At 53.8% G+C, this 25205-nt stretch carries 22 protein-coding genes; 15 read left to right on the top strand and 7 right to left on the bottom strand.

The window, feature by feature from the left end:
* Nucleotides 1–46 precede the first annotated feature (46 nt).
* The 6 genes from M6D89_RS01895 (at nucleotide 47) to hemN (ending at nucleotide 6496) form a co-directional block, all read left to right on the top strand.
* Entirely contained in the window at nucleotides 47–1222 is a 1176-nt protein-coding gene (locus M6D89_RS01895) for a phosphoglycerate dehydrogenase (RefSeq protein ID WP_253966338.1), read from the top strand.
* Between the two features lie 78 nt (nucleotides 1223–1300).
* The gene (locus tag M6D89_RS01900; RefSeq protein ID WP_253966339.1) at nucleotides 1301–1612 is read left to right on the top strand and encodes a YqfO family protein; all 312 of its coding nucleotides are present in this window, start codon (nucleotides 1301–1303) and stop codon (nucleotides 1610–1612) included.
* Complete coding sequence (locus tag M6D89_RS01905) at nucleotides 1584–2168, top strand: CoA pyrophosphatase (RefSeq protein ID WP_253966340.1); 585 nt, start codon at nucleotides 1584–1586, stop codon at nucleotides 2166–2168. Before M6D89_RS01900 ends, M6D89_RS01905 begins: the two co-directional genes overlap by 29 nt.
* A gap of 75 nt (nucleotides 2169–2243) precedes the next feature.
* Nucleotides 2244–3848 carry an AMP-binding protein gene (locus M6D89_RS01910; protein ID WP_253966341.1) on the top strand — a complete coding sequence of 535 codons (1605 nt, stop codon included), beginning with the start codon at nucleotides 2244–2246 and terminating at the stop codon, nucleotides 3846–3848.
* A gap of 55 nt (nucleotides 3849–3903) precedes the next feature.
* A complete protein-coding gene (locus M6D89_RS01915) occupies nucleotides 3904–5052 on the top strand; it encodes a patatin-like phospholipase family protein (protein WP_253966342.1) in 1149 nt (382 codons plus the stop codon).
* Between the two features lie 55 nt (nucleotides 5053–5107).
* Nucleotides 5108–6496, top strand: a complete 1389-nt coding sequence (gene hemN / locus M6D89_RS01920) for an oxygen-independent coproporphyrinogen III oxidase (protein ID WP_253966343.1) — start codon at nucleotides 5108–5110, stop codon at nucleotides 6494–6496.
* 13 nt (nucleotides 6497–6509) lie between these two features.
* Here the strand turns inward: hemN and lpxH are convergent, their stop codons facing one another.
* Together lpxH and M6D89_RS01930 are read right to left on the bottom strand one after the other, a co-directional pair.
* Entirely contained in the window at nucleotides 6510–7232 is a 723-nt protein-coding gene (gene lpxH / locus M6D89_RS01925; protein ID WP_253966344.1) for a UDP-2,3-diacylglucosamine diphosphatase, read from the bottom strand.
* Between the two features lie 3 nt (nucleotides 7233–7235).
* Complete coding sequence (locus M6D89_RS01930; RefSeq protein ID WP_253966345.1) at nucleotides 7236–7727, bottom strand: peptidylprolyl isomerase; 492 nt, start codon at nucleotides 7725–7727, stop codon at nucleotides 7236–7238.
* A gap of 181 nt (nucleotides 7728–7908) precedes the next feature.
* On the opposite strand from M6D89_RS01930, the gene tmk reads away from it, so the two are divergent.
* Nucleotides 7909–8556: a dTMP kinase gene (gene tmk, locus M6D89_RS01935; RefSeq protein ID WP_253966346.1), complete on the top strand. Its 648-nt coding sequence runs from the start codon at nucleotides 7909–7911 to the stop codon at nucleotides 8554–8556.
* Between the two features lie 18 nt (nucleotides 8557–8574).
* On the opposite strand, the gene traF is transcribed toward tmk, so the two are convergent.
* Entirely contained in the window at nucleotides 8575–9729 is a 1155-nt protein-coding gene (gene traF / locus M6D89_RS01940) for a conjugal transfer protein TraF (RefSeq protein WP_253966347.1), read from the bottom strand.
* A gap of 92 nt (nucleotides 9730–9821) precedes the next feature.
* A complete protein-coding gene (locus M6D89_RS01945; RefSeq protein ID WP_253966348.1) occupies nucleotides 9822–10454 on the bottom strand; it encodes an RluA family pseudouridine synthase in 633 nt (210 codons plus the stop codon).
* 93 nt (nucleotides 10455–10547) lie between these two features.
* Between M6D89_RS01945 and M6D89_RS01950 the strand changes: the two genes are divergently transcribed.
* The 7 genes from M6D89_RS01950 (at nucleotide 10548) to M6D89_RS01980 (ending at nucleotide 19624) form a co-directional block, all read left to right on the top strand.
* Nucleotides 10548–11549 carry a DNA polymerase III subunit delta' gene (locus tag M6D89_RS01950; protein ID WP_253966349.1) on the top strand — a complete coding sequence of 334 codons (1002 nt, stop codon included), beginning with the start codon at nucleotides 10548–10550 and terminating at the stop codon, nucleotides 11547–11549.
* Nucleotides 11550–11561: 12 nt separating this feature from the next.
* Nucleotides 11562–12608 (top strand): lytic murein transglycosylase, encoded by a 1047-nt coding sequence (locus tag M6D89_RS01955; protein WP_253966350.1) that lies wholly within the window; start codon nucleotides 11562–11564, stop codon nucleotides 12606–12608.
* 58 nt (nucleotides 12609–12666) lie between these two features.
* Nucleotides 12667–13017 (top strand): PilZ domain-containing protein, encoded by a 351-nt coding sequence (locus M6D89_RS01960; RefSeq protein WP_253966351.1) that lies wholly within the window; start codon nucleotides 12667–12669, stop codon nucleotides 13015–13017.
* Nucleotides 13018–13062: 45 nt separating this feature from the next.
* Complete coding sequence (locus M6D89_RS01965; protein WP_253966352.1) at nucleotides 13063–13854, top strand: TatD family hydrolase; 792 nt, start codon at nucleotides 13063–13065, stop codon at nucleotides 13852–13854.
* 43 nt (nucleotides 13855–13897) lie between these two features.
* On the top strand, nucleotides 13898–14512 hold the full coding sequence (locus M6D89_RS01970) for a dUTP diphosphatase (protein WP_253967684.1): 615 nt from the start codon (nucleotides 13898–13900) through the stop codon (nucleotides 14510–14512).
* 227 nt (nucleotides 14513–14739) lie between these two features.
* Entirely contained in the window at nucleotides 14740–16212 is a 1473-nt protein-coding gene (locus M6D89_RS01975; protein ID WP_253966353.1) for a DUF1254 domain-containing protein, read from the top strand.
* 232 nt (nucleotides 16213–16444) lie between these two features.
* Nucleotides 16445–19624 (top strand): hypothetical protein, encoded by a 3180-nt coding sequence (locus M6D89_RS01980; RefSeq protein WP_253966354.1) that lies wholly within the window; start codon nucleotides 16445–16447, stop codon nucleotides 19622–19624.
* Between the two features lie 492 nt (nucleotides 19625–20116).
* Here M6D89_RS01980 and M6D89_RS01985 read toward each other — a convergent pair whose 3' ends face one another.
* Nucleotides 20117–20893 carry a FadR/GntR family transcriptional regulator gene (locus M6D89_RS01985; protein ID WP_253966355.1) on the bottom strand — a complete coding sequence of 259 codons (777 nt, stop codon included), beginning with the start codon at nucleotides 20891–20893 and terminating at the stop codon, nucleotides 20117–20119.
* Between the two features lie 690 nt (nucleotides 20894–21583).
* Here M6D89_RS01985 and M6D89_RS01990 point away from each other — a divergent pair.
* Nucleotides 21584–22462 carry an NAD(P)-dependent oxidoreductase gene (locus M6D89_RS01990; RefSeq protein ID WP_253966356.1) on the top strand — a complete coding sequence of 293 codons (879 nt, stop codon included), beginning with the start codon at nucleotides 21584–21586 and terminating at the stop codon, nucleotides 22460–22462.
* A 505-nt stretch (nucleotides 22463–22967) separates the two neighbouring features.
* Here the strand turns inward: M6D89_RS01990 and M6D89_RS01995 are convergent.
* Nucleotides 22968–24272, bottom strand: a complete 1305-nt coding sequence (locus M6D89_RS01995) for an MFS transporter (RefSeq protein WP_253966357.1) — start codon at nucleotides 24270–24272, stop codon at nucleotides 22968–22970.
* 105 nt (nucleotides 24273–24377) lie between these two features.
* The gene (locus tag M6D89_RS02000; RefSeq protein WP_253966358.1) at nucleotides 24378–25166 is read right to left on the bottom strand and encodes a FadR/GntR family transcriptional regulator; all 789 of its coding nucleotides are present in this window, start codon (nucleotides 25164–25166) and stop codon (nucleotides 24378–24380) included.
* Between the last annotated feature and the right edge of the window lie 39 nt (nucleotides 25167–25205).

Raw genomic sequence — 25205 nt, forward strand, 5'->3', positions numbered from 1 at the left:
ACACGGCGCCCGCGGGCGCCCAAGCACTCAAACACTGGAAAGCACTATGTATAAAATCAAAACCTACAACAAAATTTCGGTTAAAGGCTTAGACCGCTTTGACCGCGCCAAGTACGAAGTGGCCAGCGACATCAACAGCCCCGATGGCTATATATTGCGCAGCCACAAGCTGCACGACGAAACCTTGCCCGAGTCGGTTAAAGCCGTGGCTCGCGCCGGTGCTGGCACCAACAATGTGCCCGTGGCCGATTACAGCAAAAAAGGTGTGGTTGTTTTTAATGCTCCCGGCGCTAACGCCAACGCGGTAAAAGAGCTGGTATTAACCGGCATGCTGTTGTCATCACGCGGCATTATTCGCGGTATGAACTGGTCTAACTCCCTGACGGATATGACCGATGCTGGCGAGATGAGCAAACTGATGGAAAAGCAAAAGTCGCAGTTTGCCGGCAGCGAGCTGATGGGCAAAACCCTGGGTGTTGTGGGGCTGGGCGCTATTGGTTCTATGGTTGCCGAAACCGCACTGGCGCTGGGAATGAACGTGATTGGCTATGATCCGGCGCTGTCGGTCGAAGCCGCCTGGCGTCTGCCGAGCCAAGTAGCGCGGGCCGAAAACCTGCAGGCTCTCTTGTCGCGCTCTGACTTTATTACCTTGCATGTACCGGCGATTGACGCCACCCACCACCTGATTAACGAAGAGTCGCTCAAATCCGTTAAAGCCGGAGCGGTGCTGCTCAACTTTGCCCGCGAGGCGATTGTGGATGCTCAGGCGGTAGTACAAAGCCTGGACGCCAAAAAACTGGGAATGTACATTTGCGACTTCCCCGAGCCGGTATTGCTGAATCGCGACGACGTTTACGCCACCCCCCACATTGGTGCCAGCACCGCAGAGGCGGAAGAAAACTGCGCGATTATGGTGGCCGACCAGCTGATGGATTACCTGGAAAACGGTAACATCAAAAACTCGGTAAATTTCCCCGCCGTGCAAATGGAGCGCGCCGGTTCCGACAGTGCCCGCATTACCTTTTGCAATGACAATGTTTCGGGCGTGCTGGGCAATGTGCTGTCGGTATTGGCCGACCACAACGTCAACGTAATTGACATGGTCAACAAAAGCCGCGGTGAACTCGCCTACAATATTATCGATGTAGAGCAAACCCCCGCTGCCGATGTGGTTGCGGCGATTAAAGCGGTAGAGCATGTGATTACGGTGCGGGTTATATAAACGTCGGAGGTCTCATGTCGGATGTCTAAGGCGGGTGCGCGTCAGACTTCCGGCCTCCGACTTCAGACGGAGTGTCCCATGTACAAATTCGTCTTCTTTGTTCCCGGCAGTCATTTGGAGACGGTTAAAGAAGCCGTTTTTGCCGCTGGTGCCGGGCGTATTGGCGACTATGACCAGTGCTGCTGGCAGGTAGAAGGGCTAGGGCAGTTTCGCCCGCTAGACGGCGCCAACCCCTACAGCGGCGAGCGCGGCAGCTTAAGTCGCGACCCGGAGTGGCGGGTGGAAATGGTTTGCAGCGATGACTGCATTCGCGCCGCCCGCGATGCGCTGATAGCGGCCCATCCGTTTGAAGAGCCTGCCTATGATATCTGGCAGCTCGCCGATGTCTGACAGCTGGTGTACTCATCTGAGTAGCCAGCTGCTGCCCGCCCAGGTAGCCCGCCGCGAAGCACCCGCCCGGGGGCAGGCCGCGGTTTTAGTCCCCATCCTTTTTGTCGCCGACCAGCCCCATGTCATTCTGACCCGGCGCGCCGCTCACCTGCAGCACCACCCCGGCGAAATCGCCTTTCCCGGCGGCATGTGGGAGTCGGATGATATTAACCTTGCGCAAACCGCGCTGCGCGAGAGCTTTGAAGAAACCGGTATGCCCTCGGATGCTGTGCAGCTGCTGGGGCGTATGAAGCCTTTTTCAACCCGCCGCGGGGTTAGCGTCACCCCGGTGGTGGGGGTGGTGCACGGTACGCCTCGTCTAACCCCCGACCCCGCCGAGCTGGATTTAATTTTTCAGGTGCCTTTGGCACAGCTGACGCCCGAGGCCGCTGCGCGTTATGATACTTTTGATTACGCCGAGGGCCGGGTTAGAGTGCCAGTGTTTGAATCTCAGGGCCACACCATCTGGGGGCTAACGGCGGCTATTATCGCGAATCTGAATTCGCTGATCTGCTAAGCTTTAGGTTATGATCAAAGGGTGTCCATATCCGGCGGATAGGGACAACTTAAATACAATAAAGGAGACAGCGGTATGACTCTGGACTGCAATCGCACTATTGTCGATGTGTTCAATGAGGCCTGTGCCGAATTCCCCGACAGCCCCGCTTTTACCTGTCTGGGCCACACCCTGTATTACCGCGATATTGAGCGTTTAAGCGCCCAGTTCGCAGCCTTCTTGCAGCACGAGAGCGGTTTGCAGCCCGGCGATCGTATTGCGATTCAGCTGCCCAATGTTCTGCAATACCCGGTGGCGGTGTTTGGAGCCCTGCGTGCGGGCATGATTGTGGTCAATACCAATCCGCTGTATACCGCTTCGGAGTTAAAGCACCAGCTAACCGATTCGGGCGCCAAGGCGCTGGTGGTGCTGGCTAATGTGGCGGCCCAGGCGGCCGAGGTGATTGACGAGACGCCGGTGGAAAAGGTAATCGTCAGCGAAATTGCCGACCTGCATCCCCCGCTTAAGGGCACCCTGATGAACTTAGCGGTCAAATACCTGAAAAAAATGGTGCCGCCGTTTTCTTTTAAGCACTCCTTGGCGTTTAAGCAGACTCTTAAAGTTGATGGAGGCCGCCTGACGCCCCATGTGGCGACCCCTGATGATGTCGCGGTGTTGCAGTACACCGGGGGCACCACCGGGGTGGCGAAAGGCGCGATGCTGACCCACCGCAACCTGGTCGCGAACATGCTGCAGGTAAACCTGCATATGCGCGATAGTTTCCGCAAAAATCAGGATTTGTTTGTCGCGCCTCTGCCTCTGTATCACATCTACGCCTACACCATTCACTGCATGTGCGCCTTCTCGCTGGGCAACGAGAATTTACTGATTCCCAACCCGCGGGATATTCCCGGGTTTGTAAAAGCCTTAAAAGGCGTTCCTTTTACCTGTTTTGTGGGCCTTAACACTCTGTTTAATGCGCTGTGCCGCAACGAGGATTTTAAAAATCTCGACTTTTCCCATATGCGGCTGTCGTCGTCTGGCGGTATGGCGCTGACTCAGGCCGCGGCCAAACGCTGGGAGGAGGTGACCGGTACACCGGTTTGCGAAGGTTACGGTTTAACCGAGACCTCGCCGGTGGTATGTATCAACCCGCGCTCGGGGATACGCCTGGGCACCGTGGGTTTGCCGGTGCCTGAGACCGAGGTAAAAACCGTGGACGACGACGGCGCCGACTTACCCCTGGGTGAGGCGGGCGAGCTGTGTGTGCGAGGCCCTCAGGTGATGAAGGGCTATTGGCACCGCGAAGACGCCACGGCGGAAATCCTCTCGCCCGACGGCTGGCTCAAAACCGGTGATATTGCGGTCATTGATGCCGAGGGCTATGTCAAAATCGTCGACCGTAAAAAGGACATGATTAATGTCTCGGGTTTCAAAGTCTTTCCCAACGAAGTTGAAGACGCTCTCACCGCTCACCCGGATCTTGTCGAAGCCGCCGTGGTGGGTGTGGAAGACGAAGAAAGTGGTGAGCTGGTTAAAGCCTTTGTGGTAAGTACTAACCCAGCGCTCACCGAAAAAGAGGTGCGCGAGTTCGCCCGTCAGTCTCTGACTGCATACAAAGTGCCCAGTAGCGTCGAGTTTCGCGATGAGCTGCCCAAAACCAATGTGGGTAAGGTATTGCGCCGCAAGCTGAAAGAATAATAGCGAACCACGTCTTGCGAATGACGGCTGGTTGACCGACCTGTAGAGATTTGATTTGACGCAAACAGCATTAGTGTTATCCGGTGGCGGCGCTCGCGCCGCCTACCAAGTAGGGGTGCTGCAAGCACTGGCCGATATCTTACCCGATGGGGCTACCAATCCGTTCCCGATTATCTGTGGCACCTCGGCCGGTGCGATTAATGCGATTGCCCTGGCGGCACACCCGGGTAACTTTCGCGAGGCGACGGCCCACTTGGCCCACTTGTGGTTGGACCTAAGCGTGGAACAGGTGTATCGCCACGGCTGGTGGGATATCACCAAAAGCTTGTCCCGTTTAGGCGCCTCACTGTTTAACGATGGGGTGGGGCGCAAGCGTCCGCTGTCATTGTTGGATAACGGCCCCTTATGGGAGCTGCTGGCGGAAAAGATAAACTTCGCCAATATCGATAAGAATATCGCGGCCAACAAATTGCGTGCGGTTAGTATTACCGCTATGGGCTATACCTCGGGCCAGTCGGTCAGTTTTTTTCAGGGGCAACCCGAGCTGCAATCCTGGGTACGCTTTCGCCGCGCCGGGGTAGCGACCCCGATTCGTTTGGAACACTTACTGGCCTCGTCGGCCATTCCCACTATTTTCCCTACAGTACGTATTAATCGCGAATACTTTGGCGATGGTGCCCTGCGCCAGCTGGCGCCACTCAGCCCGGCGCTACATTTGGGGGCAGAGTCTTTGTTCGTGATCGGTGTCAGTGGCAACCGCAACCCCAAGCACTGGGGTAAGCGCGTTCCCGTGCGGCACTCGCCCTCGATGGCGCAGATTGTGGGGCATTTGTTGAACAGCGCGTTTATCGATGCATTGGAAAATGATGTCGAACATATGGAGCGGCTGAATCAATTGCTTGAGCTGATTCCCGAATCAGTGCGCCAGGCCGAAGGCATTGAGCTGCGCCCGGTGCAGAGTATGGTGGTCTCCCCCAGCAAAGCCGTGGATGCCATTGCCGGGCGCAAGGTGCGCTATTTGCCTTCCAGTGTTCGCTATTTTTTGCGTGCCACGGGTGCTACCGCGAAAGGTGGTGGGGCGACAGCGGCCAGCTATTTGTTATTTGCCAAACCCTTTATCAGCGAGTTGATCGAGCTGGGGTATCAGGACACCATGTGGGAAGCGGCGGGGGTGAGTCAGTTCTTTCAGCAGCCCGCGAGTTGATACAGATCAAATAGGTTGAGTCCGGTTCGCGTTATATTTCCGCTGGGGGAATCAAATGACACGCGACTCAATTTCTACAGCGCAATTGCGCGACTTGGTAAGCCGGTACGATTTATCGGGACCGCGCTACACATCCTATCCTACTGCTCCGCACTTTGCGCCCGATTTTGCCCCGGCGCAGTGGTTAAACGCTCAGGCACAAAGCCGGCAGAGTGGGCGGCCGCTATCACTGTATTTTCATCTGCCTTTTTGTCAAAGCCTTTGCTATTACTGCGGCTGTAACAAAGTGGTGACTCACAATCGCGCCCGTGTCGATCAATACTTGAACAGCTTAGAAAAAGAGCTGCAAATACAGGCGCAATTGGCGGGCGAGCAGCGACGAGTGACGCAAATCCACTGGGGTGGTGGTACACCGACCTATTTAAGTCACGAGCATATGCGGTATTTGATGGCGCTGACTCGCGAGTACTTTTTTGTGCCTCGCGATGGCAGTGCCGAGCTGGCGATAGAAATACACCCCGGCCAAACCGAGCTTGAAACGTTAAAAGTATTGCGCCAGTTGGGGTTTAACCGACTCAGTATGGGGGTGCAGGATTTCGCTCCCGAGGTACAGGCGGCGGTTAATCGGTATAACACCTATGAAGACGTAGAAGCTTTAATTGCGTATGCCCGTGAGCTGCGGTTTGGCTCTCTCAATATGGATTTGATTTATGGCTTGCCACGTCAAACCCCCGCAAGTTTTGCGCAAACCTTAAAGACCGTCATAGCGCTGCGCCCTGATCGCTTAAGCTTATTTAATTACGCGCATATGCCCCGGCAGATTAAAAGCCAGCGTTTGATTAACGAGTCTGAGTTGCCCACCGCTGAGCAAAAGCTCAGTATCTTCAACCGCGCGGTGCAGCAGCTTAGCGATGCCGGATACAGACATATCGGTATGGATCATTTCGCCTTGGAAGGCGATAGCCTGGTGCAGGCTCAGCGCGACGGGCGTTTGCAGCGCAATTTTCAGGGTTATTCCACCGGTGCCGAATGTGATTTGATTGGCTTGGGTGTGTCCTCCATCAGCTCGGTGGGCAACGCCTACTGGCAAAACCATAAATCGATTAAAGACTATGCGGTGGCGCTGGCAACTGGACAATTACCGATTGAACGTGGCATTACCCTAAGCCGCGACGACGAGATTCGCCGTTGGGCGATTAACGAAATTCTCTGTCATTACCGGTTGAATTTTGCTGCGCTGGAGGCGCGCTTTGGGCTGCAGGTCTCCCATTATTTTTCCGCCGAGCTAGAGCAGCTAGAAATGTTGCAAGGCGACAACCTGGTACAAGTTGGGACAGAAGAGTTGGCGGTCACGCCGCTGGGGAAAATGGTTGTACGCCGTATTGCGATGGTCTTCGATCGGTACCTGCAGGGGCAAGCCCTGCAGTACTCTAAGGTTATTTAAACGCTAGGCTCGGTTAAATCGCCCAGTGCTCCAGCTCCAGCGATTCGGGGGTGGCCACCAGGCACCAGGCGTTATCGTGCCAGTCGCCGAGAACTATGCGTTCGGCCGGTGTATGGTCGATATCCAGTTGATGACGGTGGGGCCTGTGGGTGTGGCCGTGAATCATCAAATCTACCCCTTGCTCGCGCATCAGCTCGGTCACCGCAGCGGGGGTCACGTCCATAATATCTTCGGCCTTAGAGCTGTTCATGGTTTTGCTTTTTGCGCGCAGCTCGGCGGCCAGCGCCCGTCGCACGGCTAGAGGCTGAGCCAGAATTTGTGCCTGCCACTGCTCGGAGCGAAGCTGCGAGCGCAGTGCCATATACTCGGTATCGCGAGTGCAAAGGCTATCACCATGCAGTAATAGCGCGGGGCGGCCGTATAAATCAATCAAGCTGGGGTCGGGCAGCAAACGCGCTCCGGCGCGCTGGGCAAAGGTCTCGCCCAGCAGAAAATCCCGGTTGCCGTGCATTAAATAAATGGCTGTGCCAGTGCGAGCCAGCTTGGCCAGTTGTTCGGCAACCTCGTCTACCAGCGGGTCATCGTCGTCATCGCCAATCCAGGCATCGAAAAAGTCCCCCAGAATATACAGCGCTTCGGCGCCCTGGGCCCGCTCTTGTAAGAACTGATAGAACACCTGCGTCGCCTCCGGGCGGGAGGCGTGCAGGTGCAGATCGGAAATAAACAGGGTCGCCATGGATTAGGCAACAGTTACTTTTTCGATCAGTACGGTTTCGGTAGGTACATCCTGGTGAAAACCGCTGGTGCCGGTGGGGACGTTTTTGATTTTCTCTACCACGTCCATGCCCTGGGTTACTTTACCAAACACACAGTAGCCCCAGCCCTGCATGTTTTTGCCGGTGTGGTTGAGAAAATCATTGTCGTTGACGTTGATAAAAAACTGCGCGGTGGCACTGTGGGGGTCGCCGGTGCGGGCCATGGCCACTGTGCCTTTATCGTTTTTCAGGCCATTGTCGGCTTCGTTTTCAATGGGGGCGCGGGTTTCTTTTTGCTGCATGTTTTCATCCATGCCACCGCCCTGAATCATAAAACCGTCAATTACACGGTGAAAAATGGTGGCGTCGTAAAAGCCGTTTTCGGCGTACTCTTTAAAGTTGGCGGCGGTTTGCGGTGCCTTGTCAAAATCCAGCTCTAGGGTAATGTCGCCGTAGTTGGTGTGCAGGGTGATCATGATTAATCCTCTGTGAGTCTATATCCGGGCGTAATTCTACGATGCCCGGGGCGTCTAGGCTATGGTGCAAGCCGACAAATAACCGCTAAATGGGTAATGGCTGTTTAAAAAACAGGCAGTGTCCCAGAGATCCTAACTACCAACTGTTAGGCAGGGCAATGTATAGTGCGGCCTGACGACAATGGCAAATGATACGGAAGAGATTGTGACTGAGCTGGGGCGATTTATTACTATTGAAGGCACCGAAGGGGTGGGTAAGAGCACCAACCTGGCGTTCGTAAAACAGTGGATTGAGGCTCGGGGCCAGCGGGTTTTAGTCAGTCGGGAGCCGGGCGGTACGCCACTGGCCGAGCAAATACGCGAACTGCTCTTGGCCCAGCGCGACGAGCCGGTGGATGCGACCGCCGAACTTTTACTGGTGTTTGCCGCCCGCGCCCAGCACTTAAACCAGGTGATTAAACCCGCACTGGAGCGGGGCGAATGGGTGCTTTGCGATCGTTTTACCGACGCCACCTATGCTTACCAGGGCGGTGGCCGTGGGTTGGACACCCAGTTAATTACCGAGCTGGAGCAGCGGGTGCAGGGCGATCTGCGCCCGGATCTCACCATTGTGTTGGATATTGAGCCCGAGGTGGGGTTGGCACGCGCCAGTGCCCGCGCCGAGCTGGATCGGTTTGAACGGGAAAGCTTGGACTTTTTTGATCGTGTCAGGCAGGGCTATCGGGAACGTATTAACGCCGCCCCCGAGCGCTACGCGTTAATTAATGCCGGGCAGACACTAGAGGCGGTGCAGAGGGATATTGAGCAAGCGTTAACAAAACTGAATTAGCGCTTGCTATTGAGGTTTTTAAAACCGAAATCCGAGTTGCAGCGAGGTGCCGTAGGTGTTTTTATCCCCGGCCATCAAGGTCAAGTCCAGGTTGACCGCATCGAAGGGGGCCAGGCCCAGCCCTAAGGTGTAGGTATCTTCCAGCGAGCTTTGAATGTCGGTTTTATAGCCCAAGCGCAGGCGCGCCCAGGTGTGGCTGCCAAACTCAACCCCCACGCGGGCAATTTGGGTTTCGTCCACTAACGCATAGTTTTTGGCGCTGTTAAGCTCTACTGCGGCATCCAGGTTCACCCACTCCAGCGAGTAGCCCACCGAGGCAATGGCCTGGGGTTCAATCGATAAATCCTCACCCAGAGCGACACTGTCGATATCCTGGCCGATCAGGTTGTTCACCACCATGGCGTAGCGCATATTGCCGTTTAGGTAGGTAACCCCGGCGTCCATAGTGAAAAAGGTCTCGCTGATGGTTTGTTCGTCTTCTTCAATGTTGTCTTCGTCGAAATCGCTTACTGTATCGACGTAGAAAAAGGTTTCGGCTTCAACCTGCTTCGGGGTTACCCCCACCAGCCATTCACCGGATTGGGTAAAGTTAAACTTTTTCGCCAAAGCGATGCCTATCTCGGTAACCATAGACCCGCGAACGGCAACGCTGGAGTTAAGGTCGTCGGAGTCAAACTGGCCGCCGGTTTGATTGGTAAGCGTGGCAAAGTCATTGGGATCAACCAGAGGTACAACACTGGCGTTCACATTTGAGCGCACAAAAACCGTCGCCGCCACGGTATTATTGGGAATGGCAAAAGCGATATTGCCGCCGCCGCTGACATAGGCGTTAGCGCCCGATATGTCAGTCAGCAATTGGCTGATTTTATCCGCGTCATTAATGCTTAATTCGCGGCCGTTATCGTATTGATCCAACAGGTCAACCAAGTCCTCGCCGTTTTCAACCAACTCGTCCGGGTCGGTGGCAAACACACCGAAATTAAGGTTGAGGGCAAAGTCGTCCTCGTCTTTAAAATTCGCCGCCAGGCTGGGGTTCAGCAAAGCGCCGTCAATAAAATCACCTGTGCTATACGCACTTCCGGCTCTGCCCGAGGTCCGCCCATTGTTGTCGCCCTCGGCAAGGGCTGCGCTGGATAAGCTGGCGATTAAAAGAGCAGTTAGTTTATTTTTCATTCACATGACTCCATTTTTTGTGACGTGGTTCAAAAAAAGGGGCGATATTACGTGAATGATTTGGTTATGGGAATAGTGATTGTTTGGGGTTGTTAAAAGTTCGGCTCGCAGGTAATGGTCAAAATTTCTTCGCTTAGTGGATGGCGAAATTCAATATGACGGGCGTGCAAAAGCAGCCGGGGCTCGCGCTGAGCAATCTCGGGCGGTGCGTACAGATGATCGCCCACAATCGGGTGGCCCAGCGAGAGCATATGCACGCGCAGCTGGTGCGAGCGACCGGTTACCGGGGTGAGAGAGATGCGGGTCGTGCTATCGCCTTCGCGGCGTTCTAACACCCGGTAGTGGGTGAGGGCGTTTTTACCGTTTTCATGGTCCACCATCTGTCGGGGGCGGTTGGGCCAGTCGCAAATAAGCGGCAGGTTTACCTGGCCACTGTCGGCGTCGACTAACCCTGCCACCACGGCAATATATTCTTTGCTGACCTGACGGGTCTCAAACTGACGACCGATATGTTTTAGCGCGGTATAGCTTTGCGGCACAATCACAATGCCCGAGGTGGGCTGATCTAACCTGTGCACTATGCGGCTGTTGGGGTAGGGCACCAGCAAGCGGTTAATCAGACAATCTTGCTTGTCGGGGCCCCGTCCGGGAACAGTGAGCAGCCCCGGTGGTTTATTGACCACTAGTAGGTGCTCATCTTTCCAGAGAATATCAATTGTCTGCATTGTTTAGCCTGTCGCTTGTCATTTGGGGCGGCATTATCGCAAAACCCCATAGGCCTTGGTAAGCTGCGCAATAAAACCCAGTAGATGAATTCCATGAGTGATTTTCCGGCGCTGCCTTACCCTTGGCAGCAAGATGTTTGGCAGAGCTTTTTTCGCCAGTTTGAGAACGACCGTTTACCCCACGCGATTATGCTGGCCGGCCCCGCAGGGCTTGGCAAGCGTCACCTGGCGCGGGTACTGGCGCAGTTTACCCTGTGCGCTTCGCCGCGCGCCGAATCGGCCTGTGGCAAGTGTAAATCCTGCGAGTTAAATCGCGCCGGCACCCACCCGGACTTTCGCGTGGTGGCGCCGGCAGAGCCCGGCAAGGCGATTCGGGTGGACGATATTCGCCAGCTGGCCGAGGCCCAGGGCAAAACCGCTCAGCAATCGGGTTTCAAGGTGGTGATTCTCGAGCCCGCCGAAGCCATGAACGTCAACGCCGCCAATGCCCTGTTAAAAACCCTGGAAGAACCCGCCGCGCGCACCTTATTGCTATTGGTTAGCGATGCCCCCAGCGCCGTACTGCCCACCATTCGCAGCCGCTGTCAGATTCGCTCGCTCGCTATTCCTCCCGCCGAGCAAAGCCTGCACTGGCTCACACCTCTGGTATCGGGTACCGATTACAATGCCCGGGAGTTGTTGGCCATTGCCCGGGGTGCGCCTTTGGCGGCGCGCGACCTGATGCAGGGTGATGAGCTGGAAACCCGACGCCAGTGGCAGGATGACATTATTCAGCTGAGCCTGGGCCAGACCGACGCCATCGCCGTGGCCGCCAAGTGGCAGTCGGGTGATGTGGCCGCCGAAGTTAATTGGCTAATTGGTTGGCTGCATGATCTGGCCCGCTGGCAGCTGGGCGTATCCGTGGCGCCACTGGAATCTTTGAACGATGCTAGCGCCTCGCTGTTTAAAGGGGTGCAGCCAAATTTGTTACACCGCTTTCAAGAAAAGCTGTTAGATTGCAAAAAGCGTCTTGCCAGCGGCGCCAACCCCAATAAGCAGCTGCTGCTGGAAGAGATATTACTGGACTGGGGTGTCCTTATTAAACGACGGGCCTGATGGGAATTTGTTATGAAGTATCCTTTTTTCTCCCCCTTGTACGCCATTCTTTTGTGTATGTTTTTGGCTGTAGCGCCGGTTTGGGCCGAAGAGGGCGACAGCGATGATGCCGAGTTTTACCAATGGCTGGACGAGCTGCGCGCCGAGGCCCAGGATCAGGGCATCAGCGATGCCACGCTCGATCAGGCATTTTCCGAGATTACCCCGCCGGTTAAACGAGTCATTAAGCAAGACCGCTCCCAGGCCGAGGTGGTGGAAACCTACGATATGTATCTGGGCCGTCGCCTCTCGGACTGGAAGCTTGAGACTGGCCGTAAATTAATGGTTGAACACGAGGATCTGCTCGCCCAGGTGGCCGAGCGCTACGGCGTGCAGCCGCGTTTTATTGTCGCCATCTGGGGCATGGAAACCAACTACGGCACCTTTAAGCTTAAAGAATCGCTGTTTAATGTGCTGGCCACCTTGGCCTATGACAAGCGGCGCGGGGCCTATTTTCGCTCGCAATTCTTATCCGCCCTGGAAATGATGGATTCGGGCTTTCCCACCTACGATTTAATGAAAAGCTCCTGGGCTGGCGCCATGGGTCAACCCCAGTTTATGCCCGACAGCTACTTGCGTTACGCGCAGGACTTTGACGGCGATGGTAAAAAAGACATTTGGACCAACGAGGGGGACGTGTTCGCCTCAATCGCCCACTATTTTAGCGTGCGCGGCTGGCGCAACGACCAAACCTGGGGCCGGGCCGTGCAATTGCCCGACGGTGGCGAGCAGAGTCTGCCCGCCGAGCAGAGCGCCGGGCTTACCCCGGATGCGGACTGCAAACGCTTTAAAAGCTTAGGCGTGTGGCGGGATTTACGCGAGTGGCAAAAGCTGGGGGTGCGCCGCGCCGATGGCTCGGATCTGCCCGATGTATCCATTCCCGCCGCGCTGGTACTGGCCGATAAAGGCGATAACCAGGGTTATATCGTCTACCGCAACTTCTGTACGCTGATGAGCTACAACCCGGCGTTTAAGTACGCCCTGTCCATTGGCCTGTTGTCCGATCAGGTCAAGCCCTAGACTCGGTGGCGCTTATCTATTACTGTTAACGGCTCTAAGAACTATTGGATTGACGCATATGCAAGCACTTGGCGGCGCCCGTAACGGCATACTCTCGCTGACCATTAAGGATAAGGCGGTCCTCTATGCCGCGTATATGCCCTTTGTGCAAAATGGCGGTCTGTTTATTCCCACCAACAAGCCTTACAAGCTGGGGGATGAAGTGTTTATGCTGCTCAATCTGATGGATGAGCCGGAAAAAATTCCGGTGGCGGGCAAGGTCGTATGGGTAACACCCCGGGGCGCCCAGGGCAACCGCGCCGCTGGCATTGGTGTGCAATTCACCGATGAAGACAACACGGCCATCAGCAAAATTGAAAACTACCTGGCGGGTTCGCTCGAGTCGGATCGCCCGACTCACACTATGTAGTAACCCCCACCCACCGAAAACCGCAAACAGAGTATTGGCAAGATTATGCTAGTGGATTCCCATTGCCATCTGGATCGTCTCAAGCTTGACCCCTACGAAGGCAAATTACAGGGCGCGATTGACGCCGCCCACGAGCGCGGCATCGGGCAGATGCTGTGCATCAGTATCAGTTTGGATAACGTTGAAACCGTGCTGGATATCGCCCGGCAGCACCCCACGGTATTGGCCTCGGTGGGGGTGCATCCCTGCGATGTCAGTGCCGGCACCGCGACCCGCGAGCAGTTAACCGCCTGGTCCCAGCGCGATAAAGTGGTGGCCATTGGCGAGACTGGGTTGGATTACTACCACGAGACCGAGTCGGTAGCAGAGCAAAAAGCCAGCTTTGCCCTCCACCTGGAAGTGGCCGGTGAGCAAGGTTTGCCGGTGGTGGTTCACACCCGCGCGGCGCGGCAGGATACGCTGGATTTGATTAAAGCCCACGGCAACTCGGAGCATGCCGGTGTTTTGCACTGCTTTACCGAAAGCTGGGAAATGGCCCAGGCCGCCATGGACATGAACTACTACATTTCCCTGTCCGGCATTGTCACCTTTAAAAACGCCAAAGAGCTGCAAGAGGTGGCCCGCAAAATGCCGCTGGATCGTCTGCTGGTAGAAACCGATTCACCCTATTTAGCGCCGGTGCCTTACCGCGGCAAGCCCAACGAGCCCAAAAATGTGCGCGAAGTGGCCGAGTTTGTCGCCGATATTAAAGGCATCAGCTATGACGAGCTGGCCGCCATTACCACCGAGAACTTCTATAAGCTCTTCTCGCACGCACAGCAACATCGCCCCCAATAACATCTTTTTTAAACACCGAGGAAGCCCCGTGTCACTGGATACCATCAAACAACAGACCCGCACCATGCTGCAATTGCAGGACGATATGAACAGCAAGGTGCACCCCGAGTGGCGCACCCAGAGCAACGCCTGGTACCGGGCCATCTGGATTGAGTGCGGCGAGCTGATGGACCATTACGGTTGGAAATGGTGGAAACATCAGAGCCCCGACACCGAACAGGTCGCTCTGGAGTTGGTGGATATCTGGCATTTCGGGTTAAGCATTCTGCTCGAATCCGGCGCCTCGGTCGATGAAATTGCCGAGCAGGTGGCCAATAACTTAGACATTAACACCGATCAGTCCGATTTCCGCCTGGACGTAGAGTCCTTTACCGCCGCCACCCTCGCCGATAAACAGTTTCATCTGGAGCTGTTCGGCCGCTTAATGGCCGGGGTTAACATGAGTTACGCCGAGCTCTATCGCCGCTATGTGGGTAAAAACGTGCTCAACTTTTTCCGCCAGGATAACGGCTATAAAGACGGCAGCTACCGCAAACAGTGGTTTGATGGCCGCGAAGACAATGAGCATCTGGTTGAAGTCGTGGACGAATTAGATGCCTCGGCAGCGGATTTTTCTAAGGCGGTTTATCGGGCGTTGGGAGAAAGGTACGCGAAGTAATCTGGTGTTGCGGGAATCGCGTCCCTACCTGTGGGCGCAAATTATATTCAACAAAACTTTAGCGGCTAAAGCCAAAGGTGCAGTAAGCCTCACCTTGAGGATTAGGTGCCCGTCTGTCATCGACTTGGCCCCCGCTGTCTGCTAGCTTAAATGGTTGTTAATAGTGCGTCTGTTAGCAACCTAGGATTGCAAGCATGTTGTCTACTTCTTCAAACGGAGAATATACCATGGAATGTAAACGTTTATTGTTAGTCGCCGCCTTAACCTTGGCAAGTGTACCGGCCTTGGGCCGCGATGCCGTCCCCCCGGGGCAAGTTCCGGCGCCGCAGTCGGCCGCTGATGTTCCCAAGCCAGTAGCCGGGGCCCCCGTCTCCAAAGAGTATGCCCAAGCCATTGGCCGCATGGCCTATATTTGGGGATGGCCTTTGGTGAATATGCACAATCGTCAAACCTTGTTTGCCACCGCTCCGCATCCAGGCCTGTTGGGCGGGGTGTTACCGGTCGCGCCTCTCAATCACGTTAGCATGTTGTCGGATTATCTGGCGCCCGAGCAGCGTTTTATTACCTCTCCTAACCAGGATGTCGTCTATGGCGCGGGTTTTCTCGAGTTAGATAAAGAGCCGGTAGTCATTCAGGTGCCGGATTTTGGCGACCGGTTTTGGGTGTATCAGATTGTCGACCAACGCTCCGACTCTTTTGCTGAAGTGGGTATCCAGTACGATACCGAGCCGGGCATGTACTTGCTGGTGGGGCCGGATTGGGAGGGGAAAAAGCCCAAAGGTATTAACGCCGTGTTTCGCTCACAAACCAACTTAGGTGCGGTGTTTCCCCGTATTTTTATGGATGATACCGCTGAAGATCGCGAGGCTATTCAGCCGCTGATCGACCAGGTGTCAGCCTACCCCTTGTCCGAGTACACCGGCGAAATGAAAACCGTCGACTGGTCAGAGTCGCCCACTATTCCCAATCCCAATGAAGGTGGCGATGGTGAAACTCAGTGGGTTGTACCAGAGGAATTTTTTACGCTGTTGCCCGAGGTTATGGAAGAGACGCCCCCCTTACCCGGTGAGGAGGCACTTTACGCCAGCATTAAGTTTGTTTTAGAGGCGGCCCAGGACAACCCCGAGTTGCAGCAAGCTTTGCAAGAGGTGGCAGTCGCCACTGAGCAAGACGTTATTCAGCCCATGTTCGAATTCCGCAACAACGGGGTTGATGCCGGCAATGGCTGGCGCACGCAGAAAAACGCGGCGCGTTTCGGATTTGGTTATTTTCAACGTACCGCTACGGCTAAGGGCAATATGTTCTCCAACGTGCCCGAAGAAACCATGTATTTTGGTGCCGATTTTGACAGCGCCGGTGAGCGTTTACATGGCAAGGAAAAATACACGGTCACCTTCCCGGCAGGAGAGCTGCCTCCGGTGGACGGCTTCTGGTCGCTTACCCTGTACAACAAACAGCACTTTTTCTACCCCAATGAACTGGATCGTTACTCACTGGGTACCAAGAACAAGTCGCTGGTAAAAAATGACGACGGAAGCTTGACGCTGTATGTGCAAAACAAAAATCCGGGCGGCGCTAAAGAGGCCAACTGGCTACCCGCGCCCAAGGATGACTTCTCTTTGTATATTCGCGCCTATTGGCCCCAAGAGGCGATTCCGAATGGCACTTGGGTTCCGCCAACCATTGAGCAGGTAGATTAATCGACTGCTACAACTGTCGCCCGCTTTGCGGGTGACAGTGGCGTACTCTTGTGGCGCTAACTCAGCCAGTGCCCCCATTTATCTGGCTCAATCATCTATCCGCCTTGTATATCCGTCCCCTGAATTACACGCGATTACACCTTCAGGTATTTAGTTTTCTTATCGATTACACTCTGTGAGTCTCTGTTTAGGATAACGCGGGCTTTTGGCTCGATAACAAGGAGTCGCGGTGATGCGTAATCGTTTTCTTTTCCATGTTTTGGCCGCATGGCTTTACTTGCCACTGTCGGTCAGTGCATCTCAAAGCGCCGGCCGCGAGGCGTTAGCGGTGGATTTGAACTCACTTGAATGCGCGCAATCGACATCTTCGCCTGACTTGCCTTTGCCCAGTTCGCTGCCGCTAGTGGACTATGAAAAAACGCTCTATTCCTGGATTATCGATCGCCAATACGCCGATTTAGGCTGGTGCCACGATAAAGAAGTGCGAGATACCGGACCTTTTATCAATGGTCAGTATCACGGTACCCACCCCGCGGTACTTATCTATTACTCCCCCGAAATGATGCGCTGGCTGTTAAAGCGCAAGAAAGGTGTCGTCGGTCCCATACCCGACGGCGCGATTATTATTAAAGAAATGTATGGTGCACCGGCGCAAATTTATCGCGATATTCGCAGGCTTAAAAGTGCCGAGGAATACGAAACCCTGCGCTTGCAGCAGCTATCGGACTGGACGGTAATGGTGAAAGACGCCAGCGCCTCCCACGATGGTTGGTTTTGGGGCAGTGTGTCGGCGCCCACCATGGTTGATGGCAAGCTGCAAACCAAAACCGAGGCGATTGAGGCCCAACTGGATACCCAGGCAAACAACAATAGGGAAAACTCCTATGTCGCCAACAACGGGGTTCGCTTGTCGGGTTTTGGGATGCCCTGTCTGCGGTGTCATTCCTCCGCCGAAAGTGAATTAACCTTTGCCAGTCTGCGCAATATTAAGGGGTTTGAAGCACAGGGCGATCCTCTGCGTTTTCTGGACGATAACTCCTGGCGTACCGCCAGTCATTTCTCCCAATACCCTTTGTCTTTACTGCTGCAAGACCCTAAGCTTAAAGCGATATTCGATATTCCGCTGGAGCAGCTGCCCTGGGCTACGCAACAAAGCGTCAGACGTGCGCGGGTGAATGCCTCGTTTAACGAGCATGATCGCGATGCGCTGCTGGATGAGAACGAGTATGCCGAGCTTACGGCACAGTCCAAAAAAATCCCCGCAAATTATATAAACCAAGCGTTTCTTAAAACCTTTCCCCAGATTCCCGCGTTAAAAGCCTCAGAGGTCAAAAAATTCCCTCAGCAATGGCTGGATCATGTGGTGCAGAAAACCGGCGAGCCGCAAGCGTATGTTACCTCGGATAACTGCATTGGCTGTCACGGCGGTTTAAGTGCCGATACTTTCGGAACCGAAATGTTTGTCGTCACCGGCCCCGACTATGGCGATGGTTTTGATTTGTCCGAGTATGGCGAATGGCGCTACTCGCCCATGGGCTTGGCAGGGCGCGATCCGATTTTTCACGCCCAGCTGGAAAGTGAAATGGCGATTTTGCGAAACGATGCTAAAAATCCGGATGCGTCGGGGTTAAAAGGACCTTTAAAGGAAACCCAGCAGGCGGTGACCAATACCTGCTTAAGTTGCCACGGCGCCATGGGGCAGCGCCAGTTAAGTTTGGATGCCGAGCAAAATCCGCACTTGGATCAAAATTTTAATACTGATTATTTTTATTATACCGAGCAGCTCTCTTCGGATGAAAAGCAAGGCGCAAAGGAAAAGCAATACCATCAATATGGCGCCCTTGCTCGCGAGGGCATCAGCTGTATGGTGTGTCATCGTATTCAAGAGCCAGACGCCAAGGCGGTGGCTAACTGGGCGCCACCGTCTGGCTGGGTGAATACGGAAACACCCGATAAAGAACTGGCGTATTTACTCTTTCATAACTCCACCGGGCGCTTTGACAGTGCCGAGCCGGGTAACATTTACGGCCCCTACGATGTGGCGCAAAAACCCATGGAGCACGCGCTTAATCTGACGCCCAGCCATAGCGATTTTATTAAACGCTCGGAGCTGTGCGGAACCTGTCACACCATCAATTTACCCAATATCGGCTCGACGGACACGAGCTTACCGGTTTTGCAGGCCGCCGAAACCAACCCGGCGTTTTCTGAGTATCCGCATTCGATTGAACAGGCGACTTTTTTAGAGTGGCAGAACAGCGCCTTTGCCCGGGGCGATACCGCGCAAAGTTGCCAAGACTGTCATATGCCTTCTAATTTTGTCAGCGAAAGCGACAAGATAAACATTGATCAACTGATCAGTAAAATCGCCACCATTGAAGATAATAGCTACCCGGATGCCGACCACGGCCTGGCGAACAGCGAGCTGAAAGTGCCCTTGCGTGAAGAGTACAAGCGTCATACCCATGTGGGGCTCAACGCCTTTTTGCTGACTATGTTTAAACAGTTTCAGCCCATGCTGGGTGTAGCCCCCCAAAGCTATATGACCAGTGCGTCGAATCAGGGGATTGATCTCGCGCTGGCGAGTATGAAGCGCCAGGCGCGCGATGATACTGTGGCCATGAGTGTTGATCAGTTGACATTTGACGGCGACACTCTGGTGGTGGATGTGACGGCCAGAAATAAAGTGGGACACCGCTTCCCGAGTGGAGTTGCCTTTCGTCGCGGCTTTATCGAGTTATTGGTCAAAGACGGCGATAACCTGGTGTGGAGTTCGGGGCGCACCAACGACGCCGGGGTCATTGTTGATCACTCCGGTAAACCCTTGCCTACCGAATTTTTGCCTGAAGGGGAGTGCGGTTACTCGGGTAATAAACCCGCCGGATGTTACCAGCCACACCATCAGGTGATTACCAACGATAAACAGGTACAAATCTACGAAGAGTTGAACCGCGATAAATCCCATCACTTTACCACCAGTTTTGTGCATCGCGTGCACATTGTAAAAGACAACCGTTTGCTCCCCGATGGTTGGCGAGCGTCATCCTACTTTAAGCCCCAAGGTGAGGTAATGACGCAGTTTATGGAGGCTACCGACCCACACTTTGTCGGCGATGACCCGGATTATCGCGATCAGGGGATGGGGTTTGTGGGCAAAGATTCGCTGCAATACCGCATTGACCTGCCGCAAGAGTATCGGGGTAAGCCCCTGAAGGTCGAGGCTACCATGTACTACCAAGCCATTCCGCCTTACTGGTTAAAACAGCGCTTTGATCTCGCGCCAGAGGGTGAAGCGACGCGACGTTTGCACTATCTGGCCAGTCGCTTAAACCTGGACGGATCTATTCTGGCGCAGTGGAAATTTAAAATTAATACCGCGACGGCCACGCTAGCGCCTGTTAATGCGCATTAAATGGTGGCGCCTGCCGAGCGCCGTGAGCTGTGGGAAAGTCGCTTTGCCAGTCCCGCCTGGTAGGTGGTGGCCGCCGAAACCGGAACTGAGATAGTGTGCTTCGCTTGTGTTTATCGAGCAGAGCACCCGCAGTAGGGCGCCTATTTGGATAGTTTACATGTGAAAAGCGAAAACCCGAGGCGGGGCATTGGCGAGGTGTTACTGGGTGCTGAGTTTCGCCAATGATATCTTCGAGCGTCTGTGCCTGCTGGTTAACCAAGACAGTCGGCAGGCGCAAGCCTTTTTACCTGTCGCAGGGTGCGCGTAATACTCATGCTAATGTCTGGAATGCACCCGACGGCAGCGGGGTACCCAATTATTGGTTGACCTGGAAAAGCCTAACAACCTAGGACGACCTCTCCGGTCTTACTGCCGCCCGAACCGATGCCAGTGTGCTTTGAACAAAGCTGTAGTGCCTATCCGAGAAATTAGGCGAATTTCTCGGACAGAACACTAGTCGGTCGCGTACTGGATTCGATCCAGCGAGAAACGCTCGCGACGCGCGTGTAGCTGACGTTGAATTTCCTCTACAGCGCGAGCCTCGGTAGTGGCGTGGAGTGCATCGAGAGACCGAGAGAAGTGATTGCGCATGGCCAGTCGCGCGGCATGGGCATCATGTGCCTTGAGGGCGTCAAGTATCGCTTGGTGCTCGGCAATCCGGCGCGCGCCATCGGTCTTACAGACGGATTGGTGAGCCATTTTGATTTCAGGTAAATTGGCCTGTATATCCCACAGGTGCTGAATGATATTGATCAGCGGCCGGTTCTGGGTCGACTCGGCAATAACGGCGTGAAATTTTCGGTCGGCCACCTCTGAGGTTAAATCCCCTTGGTCGTTTTCCCGGATCATCTCGTTTAGGGCCGCTTCCAGCTCTTCCAGCTGGGATTCGTTAATAGTTGAAGCCGCTAGCGCGGCGGCTTGAGACTCGACCAACACACGAGCTTCGGTAATCTCAAACGGGCTGTAGTCTCGGGGGTTGTCGTTAGTCGCTTTAAACGCCTTGAGTGCGTAGACACCCGAGCCGGTCTGGACATCTACCCGTCCCATTACCTCGAGGGCAATAATCGCTTCGCGTATCGTCGGACGACTCACTCCATAGCGCTCAGAAAGTTCGCGTTCGGGGGGCAGTCGGGCGCCTGCGGGGAATTCTCCCGAATCTAAGGCCGCCAGCATTTTTTGGGCAACCTTGCGGTAGGTGCGTCGATTTCCGTTGCCACTGGTAGTGCTCATGAATGGATCTCCAACCGAACTGTTATTTAAGTGTTATTTCTATGTAACCGATATTAACACGAAATTGTAGATTGGTAATACAGGTTGGTTGACGGTGAAAAATCATTGGAGGTGAACGTATACTCAGGTATTCCTTTTGGTTGACACTGTTTTAGCCCTAATTATGGACTCACGGGAATCTAAAGTGCCGGTTAACCTATTGATATCTATAGGGTAATTTCGGGGTCTTATATGGCCTTCGTTGGGTCCCGGTCCCAGGTTTGAGTATGAATCAAGTAATGGTTCAGCGTCACAGCTTTAAAGTTGTAATAATAATTGGTTGACACTTTTGTTGTACGGCTGCTAATCTTCGTTCAACCGTTGGTACTTGCCTAGTGGATGGCTGCGGCAGTGTATTTTCTAGCATTGATCTCGGCCGAAGCTCTCAGGGCTGCTCGTTAGATTTCATTTAGAACCGGCAGTGTCAGCGTTTGTTTGGGTGTTAGGCATAATAAATAGAATGTTACGTGTTTAGTTCTTGGTTTATTTTCCTTATGTCCGACGCATGCCCTGCAGTTACCAGTCTTCGTGTCTGGGCGAAGAATCAATGCGTGTTATCTGTAGCCTATCGGTAGGGCTAGATTGTTGAATTTTTATGGTAAGTAGGCGCTGGTTTGCGCCAGGCGTTTAACAAATATTTAGGAGTCAGATATGACACAACCTGTCATCGGATTTATCGGCCTTGGCCTTATGGGCGGCAACATGGTCGAAAACCTACAGAAAAAAGGTCATGAGCCTGTAGTAATGGATTTAAACCAAGAGGCCGTTGATGTGGTTTTGGCGCGCGGTGCAAAGCAAGCCAAAACGGCAAAAGAGTTGGCCGAGGCGAGTGACATTGTGATGTTGTGCCTTACCACCTCCGAGGTGGTGGAAAAACTGGTTTATGGCGATGACGGTATTTTGGCCGGTATTAAAGAAGGTGCGGTGCTGGTCGATTTTGGCACTTCAATCCCGGCGTCTACTCGAAAAATTGGCGCTGATCTGGCCAAAAAAGGTGCGGGTATGGTCGATGCGCCTTTGGGGCGCACGCCTGCGCACGCCAAAGACGGTCTGCTCAACATCATGGCTTCGGGTGATAAGGAAACCTTTGAAAAGGTCAAGCCTGTGTTGGAGCAACAGGGTGAAAACGTTTTCTACTTGGGTGACTTGGGTGCTGGCCACACGACTAAGTTGATTAATAACTTTATGGGGATGACCACAGTTTGTGCCATGTCTCAGGCTTTTGCCGTCGCCGATCGCGCGGGCGTTGATCGTCAGCAGTTGTACGATATTATGTCCACTGGCCCCTCTGCATCACCGTTTATGAACTTTTGTAAAAACTATGCCGTAGACGGTGTGAGTGATTTGGGCTTCTCTATTGCCAATGCCAATAAAGATCTTGGCTATTTCCTGGAAATGGTTAAAGACCTGGACACTAAAGCGCCTATTGCTGAGGGGACGTCAAGCGCTCTGCAGGCGGCCTTTGATGCCGGTATGGGCAATGGCAATGTTCCCGAGATATTCGATTACTACCTTAAGCTAGAAAAGTAGTTTACGTTTTCATTAAAAGCCGCGCTTTAACGTAAGTTAAAGCGCGGCTTTTTTGTGTTTGTGTGTTTCAGATTGTAGTCTTTAGTGGCTCTTTACTTCTTCCAGAACCTGCTCTGAAAAACGTTCTTATAAGCCTTTATTACAGGCATTTTAACGGTTGTTCTCTATGTCCGTGACTCGAGTCGGTTGAGAGGGGGTCGGCAAGCAGTGTAAGCAACCTGCGTTGCGGCTGCTTTGATCAAAAAAGCCTCATAATGCTTGTTGATTCGATGCGGTCTACGTTTGTTCGACCATATTCCCACGCTAGCTTTATGGGGCCGAGAGGCGCTCGCAACACCTTATCGTTCAGAAGCATTTTCGTCGGGCGAAGGGTGGGTTTGCGGTGTAGGCATAGGGACGGAGTCGCTAAATGTTACCTATCGTATAAAAAAACGCTCGAGAGCAATGGCATGCTTCCCGAGCGTTCTAGTTGTCGCAGAGCCTTTTGATAAACTCTAGGGTGATTTTATTTCTTCGCTTTCAATGGCTCGACTGTCGGAATAAGAATCCAAACGGCGGCCAGGGCAATCAGCGCTAGGGAGGCCCCGATCACAAATGCTGGGGTATAGTTTCCGCCCTGAGTTAACCAGGGAACGAAAATAGTCAGGCCCCAGGCTGAAAATTTGGCGGCCATGCCGGCAAACCCAGACAGCGACCCTACAGACTTCTGGCTCAGCATATCGGCTGGCAGGGTTTGTACGCTACTGATAGTGGTCTGAAAGCCAAACAAGATGATGCCCATAAGAAGTACGGCGGTAACCGGGCCACCGGGGTTGGCCATCGCCAGCAGGGCAGGCAACATTAACAGGCAACCCAGGGTAATCACAAACTTGCGGGTTTTGTTAATGGTCCAACCCGCATTAATGCGGTTTTGCGATAAAAGCCCGCCAAACCAAGCGCCGAACATGGCGCCTACATAGGGAACCCAACCATAGAGTGCGATGCCTTTAACATCCATATTGTAAACTTCGGCAAGGTAGGTCGGAATCCAGAAAACAAACAGCCACCAAATTGGGTCAATCGCCGCAGAGGCAATAATAACGCCCCAGCTTTGTTTGCGCGACAGCATTTCTTTGGTATTCGGAGCATACTCGGTTTCGACGTTATTATCGTCGGTAGCTGGGGTGGTTTTTTGACCCGTTAGAATATAATCGCGTTCTTCTTCGGTAATCCAAGGGTGCATCTTAGGTGGGCATTTAACCAGAATCAGCCAGGGGATTAACCAGAGCAGGCCGATTAAACCGACAATGACAAAAATGGCTTGCCAGCTAAAATGAACGGCAAGATAAGCGATAATGGGAATAGAGACCAGTCCACCGATGGCGGCGCCAGAGTTAAAAATCCCCTGAGCCAGTGCACGCTCTTTGGAGGGGAACCACTCGGCATTACCCTTGGCGGCGCCGGGCCAGTTGCCGGCTTCAGCCACACCCAGCAAGCTGCGGAAAATACTTAAAGAGACAACCCCTTGCCCGAAAGCGTGCAGGGCAGTCGCAATAGACCAAACACCAATTGACAGAGCAAAACCGATACGGGTGCCGACCCAGTCGAAAATTTTACCGAAAATGGCTTGGCCCAATGCGTAGGCGAGAATGAAAAAGCCGGAAATTGTGCCGTAAATCGCTTTTCGACCGTCGGCGTCCAGTTCTGGGTACAGGTCTTCACCCATGCTTGTCGCCCACAATACGTTCATGGTCTGGCGATCGATATAGTTAATGATGGTCGCTAAGGCAATTAGGGCAATTACCCACCATCTTAAGTTTTTCACTTTCATTATTTTACTCCCTAAGAAGTTGTAGTGTGTTGTAAGCGGTGAATGTGGGCGAGTGAGCTGGTCTTATGTGACACCTAGGTTGATCACTCCCGGTTATGGGTTACTTTAGATTGATTCGGGTTTAGAGGTATATTGGATTCTGCTTAGCGAGAACCTCTCTCGCCGTTCATTGAGTTGTCGACGAACCTCCTCTACCGCACGTTCTTCTGTGGTTGTATGCAGTGCGTCCAGTGAGCGCGAAAAGTGGTTTCGCATAGCAACACGTGCGGCATGGCAGTCTCGATCTTTAAGGGTGTTTAAAATTGCCCGGTGTTCTTCAATTCTTTTTGAACCATCCGTGCGGCAAACTGATTGGTGTGCCGTTTTAATCTCGGGCAAATTGGCCTGTATATCCCACAGATGCTGAATAACGTTGATCAGTGGGCGGTTTTGAGTTGAGTGCGCAATAACAGAGTGAAATTTTCGATCGGCGACTTCGGATGTCAGGTTGCCGCTGTCGTTTTCCTCAATCATTTCTTTGAGCGCGCCTTCAAGCTCTGTAAGTTCTGCTTCAGTCATAGTTGAGGCGGCCAGTGCGGCAGCTTCAGACTCTATCAGTACCCGCGCTTCTGTAATTTCAAAGGGGCTGTACTCCCGTGGGTTGTCGCTTTTGGTCTGAAAGGATTTGAGTGCGTAGACGCCGGATCCTGTTTGCACCTCGACCCGTCCCATCACCTCTAGGGCGATGATGGCTTCGCGAATCGTAGGTCGGCTTACGCCGTAGCGTTCAGATAGCTCACGCTCAGGCGGCAGCCTGGCGCCCGCTGGAAACTGTCCCGAATCCAAAGCCTTTAGCATTTTTTGGGCAACCCTGCGGTAGGTGCGCTGGTTTTTTTTGCCGCTGGCTGTGCTCATTCGTTTGCTCCCCGCATTCTAATGACAGGTAATGACTCT

Source organism: Gilvimarinus xylanilyticus (assembly GCF_024195295.1).
GTDB lineage: Bacteria > Pseudomonadota > Gammaproteobacteria > Pseudomonadales > Cellvibrionaceae > Gilvimarinus > Gilvimarinus xylanilyticus.

Bases quoted from the DNA above. Each gene is read 5' to 3' on its own strand.
- M6D89_RS01895 (WP_253966338.1), top strand. From the start codon at position 47: ATGTATAAAATCAAAACCTACAACAAAATTTCGGTTAAAGGCTTAGAC.
- M6D89_RS01900 (WP_253966339.1), top strand. From the start codon at position 1,301: ATGTACAAATTCGTCTTCTTTGTTCCCGGCAGTCATTTGGAGACGGTT.
- M6D89_RS01905 (WP_253966340.1), top strand. From the start codon at position 1,584: ATGATATCTGGCAGCTCGCCGATGTCTGACAGCTGGTGTACTCATCTG.
- M6D89_RS01910 (WP_253966341.1), top strand. From the start codon at position 2,244: ATGACTCTGGACTGCAATCGCACTATTGTCGATGTGTTCAATGAGGCC.
- hemN (WP_253966343.1), top strand. From the start codon at position 5,108: ATGACACGCGACTCAATTTCTACAGCGCAATTGCGCGACTTGGTAAGC.
- lpxH (WP_253966344.1), bottom strand. From the start codon at position 7,232: ATGGCGACCCTGTTTATTTCCGATCTGCACCTGCACGCCTCCCGCCCG.
- M6D89_RS01930 (WP_253966345.1), bottom strand. From the start codon at position 7,727: ATGATCACCCTGCACACCAACTACGGCGACATTACCCTAGAGCTGGAT.
- tmk (WP_253966346.1), top strand. From the start codon at position 7,909: ATGGCAAATGATACGGAAGAGATTGTGACTGAGCTGGGGCGATTTATT.
- traF (WP_253966347.1), bottom strand. From the start codon at position 9,729: ATGAAAAATAAACTAACTGCTCTTTTAATCGCCAGCTTATCCAGCGCA.
- M6D89_RS01945 (WP_253966348.1), bottom strand. From the start codon at position 10,454: ATGCAGACAATTGATATTCTCTGGAAAGATGAGCACCTACTAGTGGTC.
- M6D89_RS01950 (WP_253966349.1), top strand. From the start codon at position 10,548: ATGAGTGATTTTCCGGCGCTGCCTTACCCTTGGCAGCAAGATGTTTGG.
- M6D89_RS01955 (WP_253966350.1), top strand. From the start codon at position 11,562: ATGAAGTATCCTTTTTTCTCCCCCTTGTACGCCATTCTTTTGTGTATG.
- M6D89_RS01960 (WP_253966351.1), top strand. From the start codon at position 12,667: ATGCAAGCACTTGGCGGCGCCCGTAACGGCATACTCTCGCTGACCATT.
- M6D89_RS01965 (WP_253966352.1), top strand. From the start codon at position 13,063: ATGCTAGTGGATTCCCATTGCCATCTGGATCGTCTCAAGCTTGACCCC.
- M6D89_RS01975 (WP_253966353.1), top strand. From the start codon at position 14,740: ATGGAATGTAAACGTTTATTGTTAGTCGCCGCCTTAACCTTGGCAAGT.
- M6D89_RS01980 (WP_253966354.1), top strand. From the start codon at position 16,445: ATGCGTAATCGTTTTCTTTTCCATGTTTTGGCCGCATGGCTTTACTTG.
- M6D89_RS01985 (WP_253966355.1), bottom strand. From the start codon at position 20,893: ATGAGCACTACCAGTGGCAACGGAAATCGACGCACCTACCGCAAGGTT.
- M6D89_RS01990 (WP_253966356.1), top strand. From the start codon at position 21,584: ATGACACAACCTGTCATCGGATTTATCGGCCTTGGCCTTATGGGCGGC.
- M6D89_RS01995 (WP_253966357.1), bottom strand. From the start codon at position 24,272: ATGAAAGTGAAAAACTTAAGATGGTGGGTAATTGCCCTAATTGCCTTA.
- M6D89_RS02000 (WP_253966358.1), bottom strand. From the start codon at position 25,166: ATGAGCACAGCCAGCGGCAAAAAAAACCAGCGCACCTACCGCAGGGTT.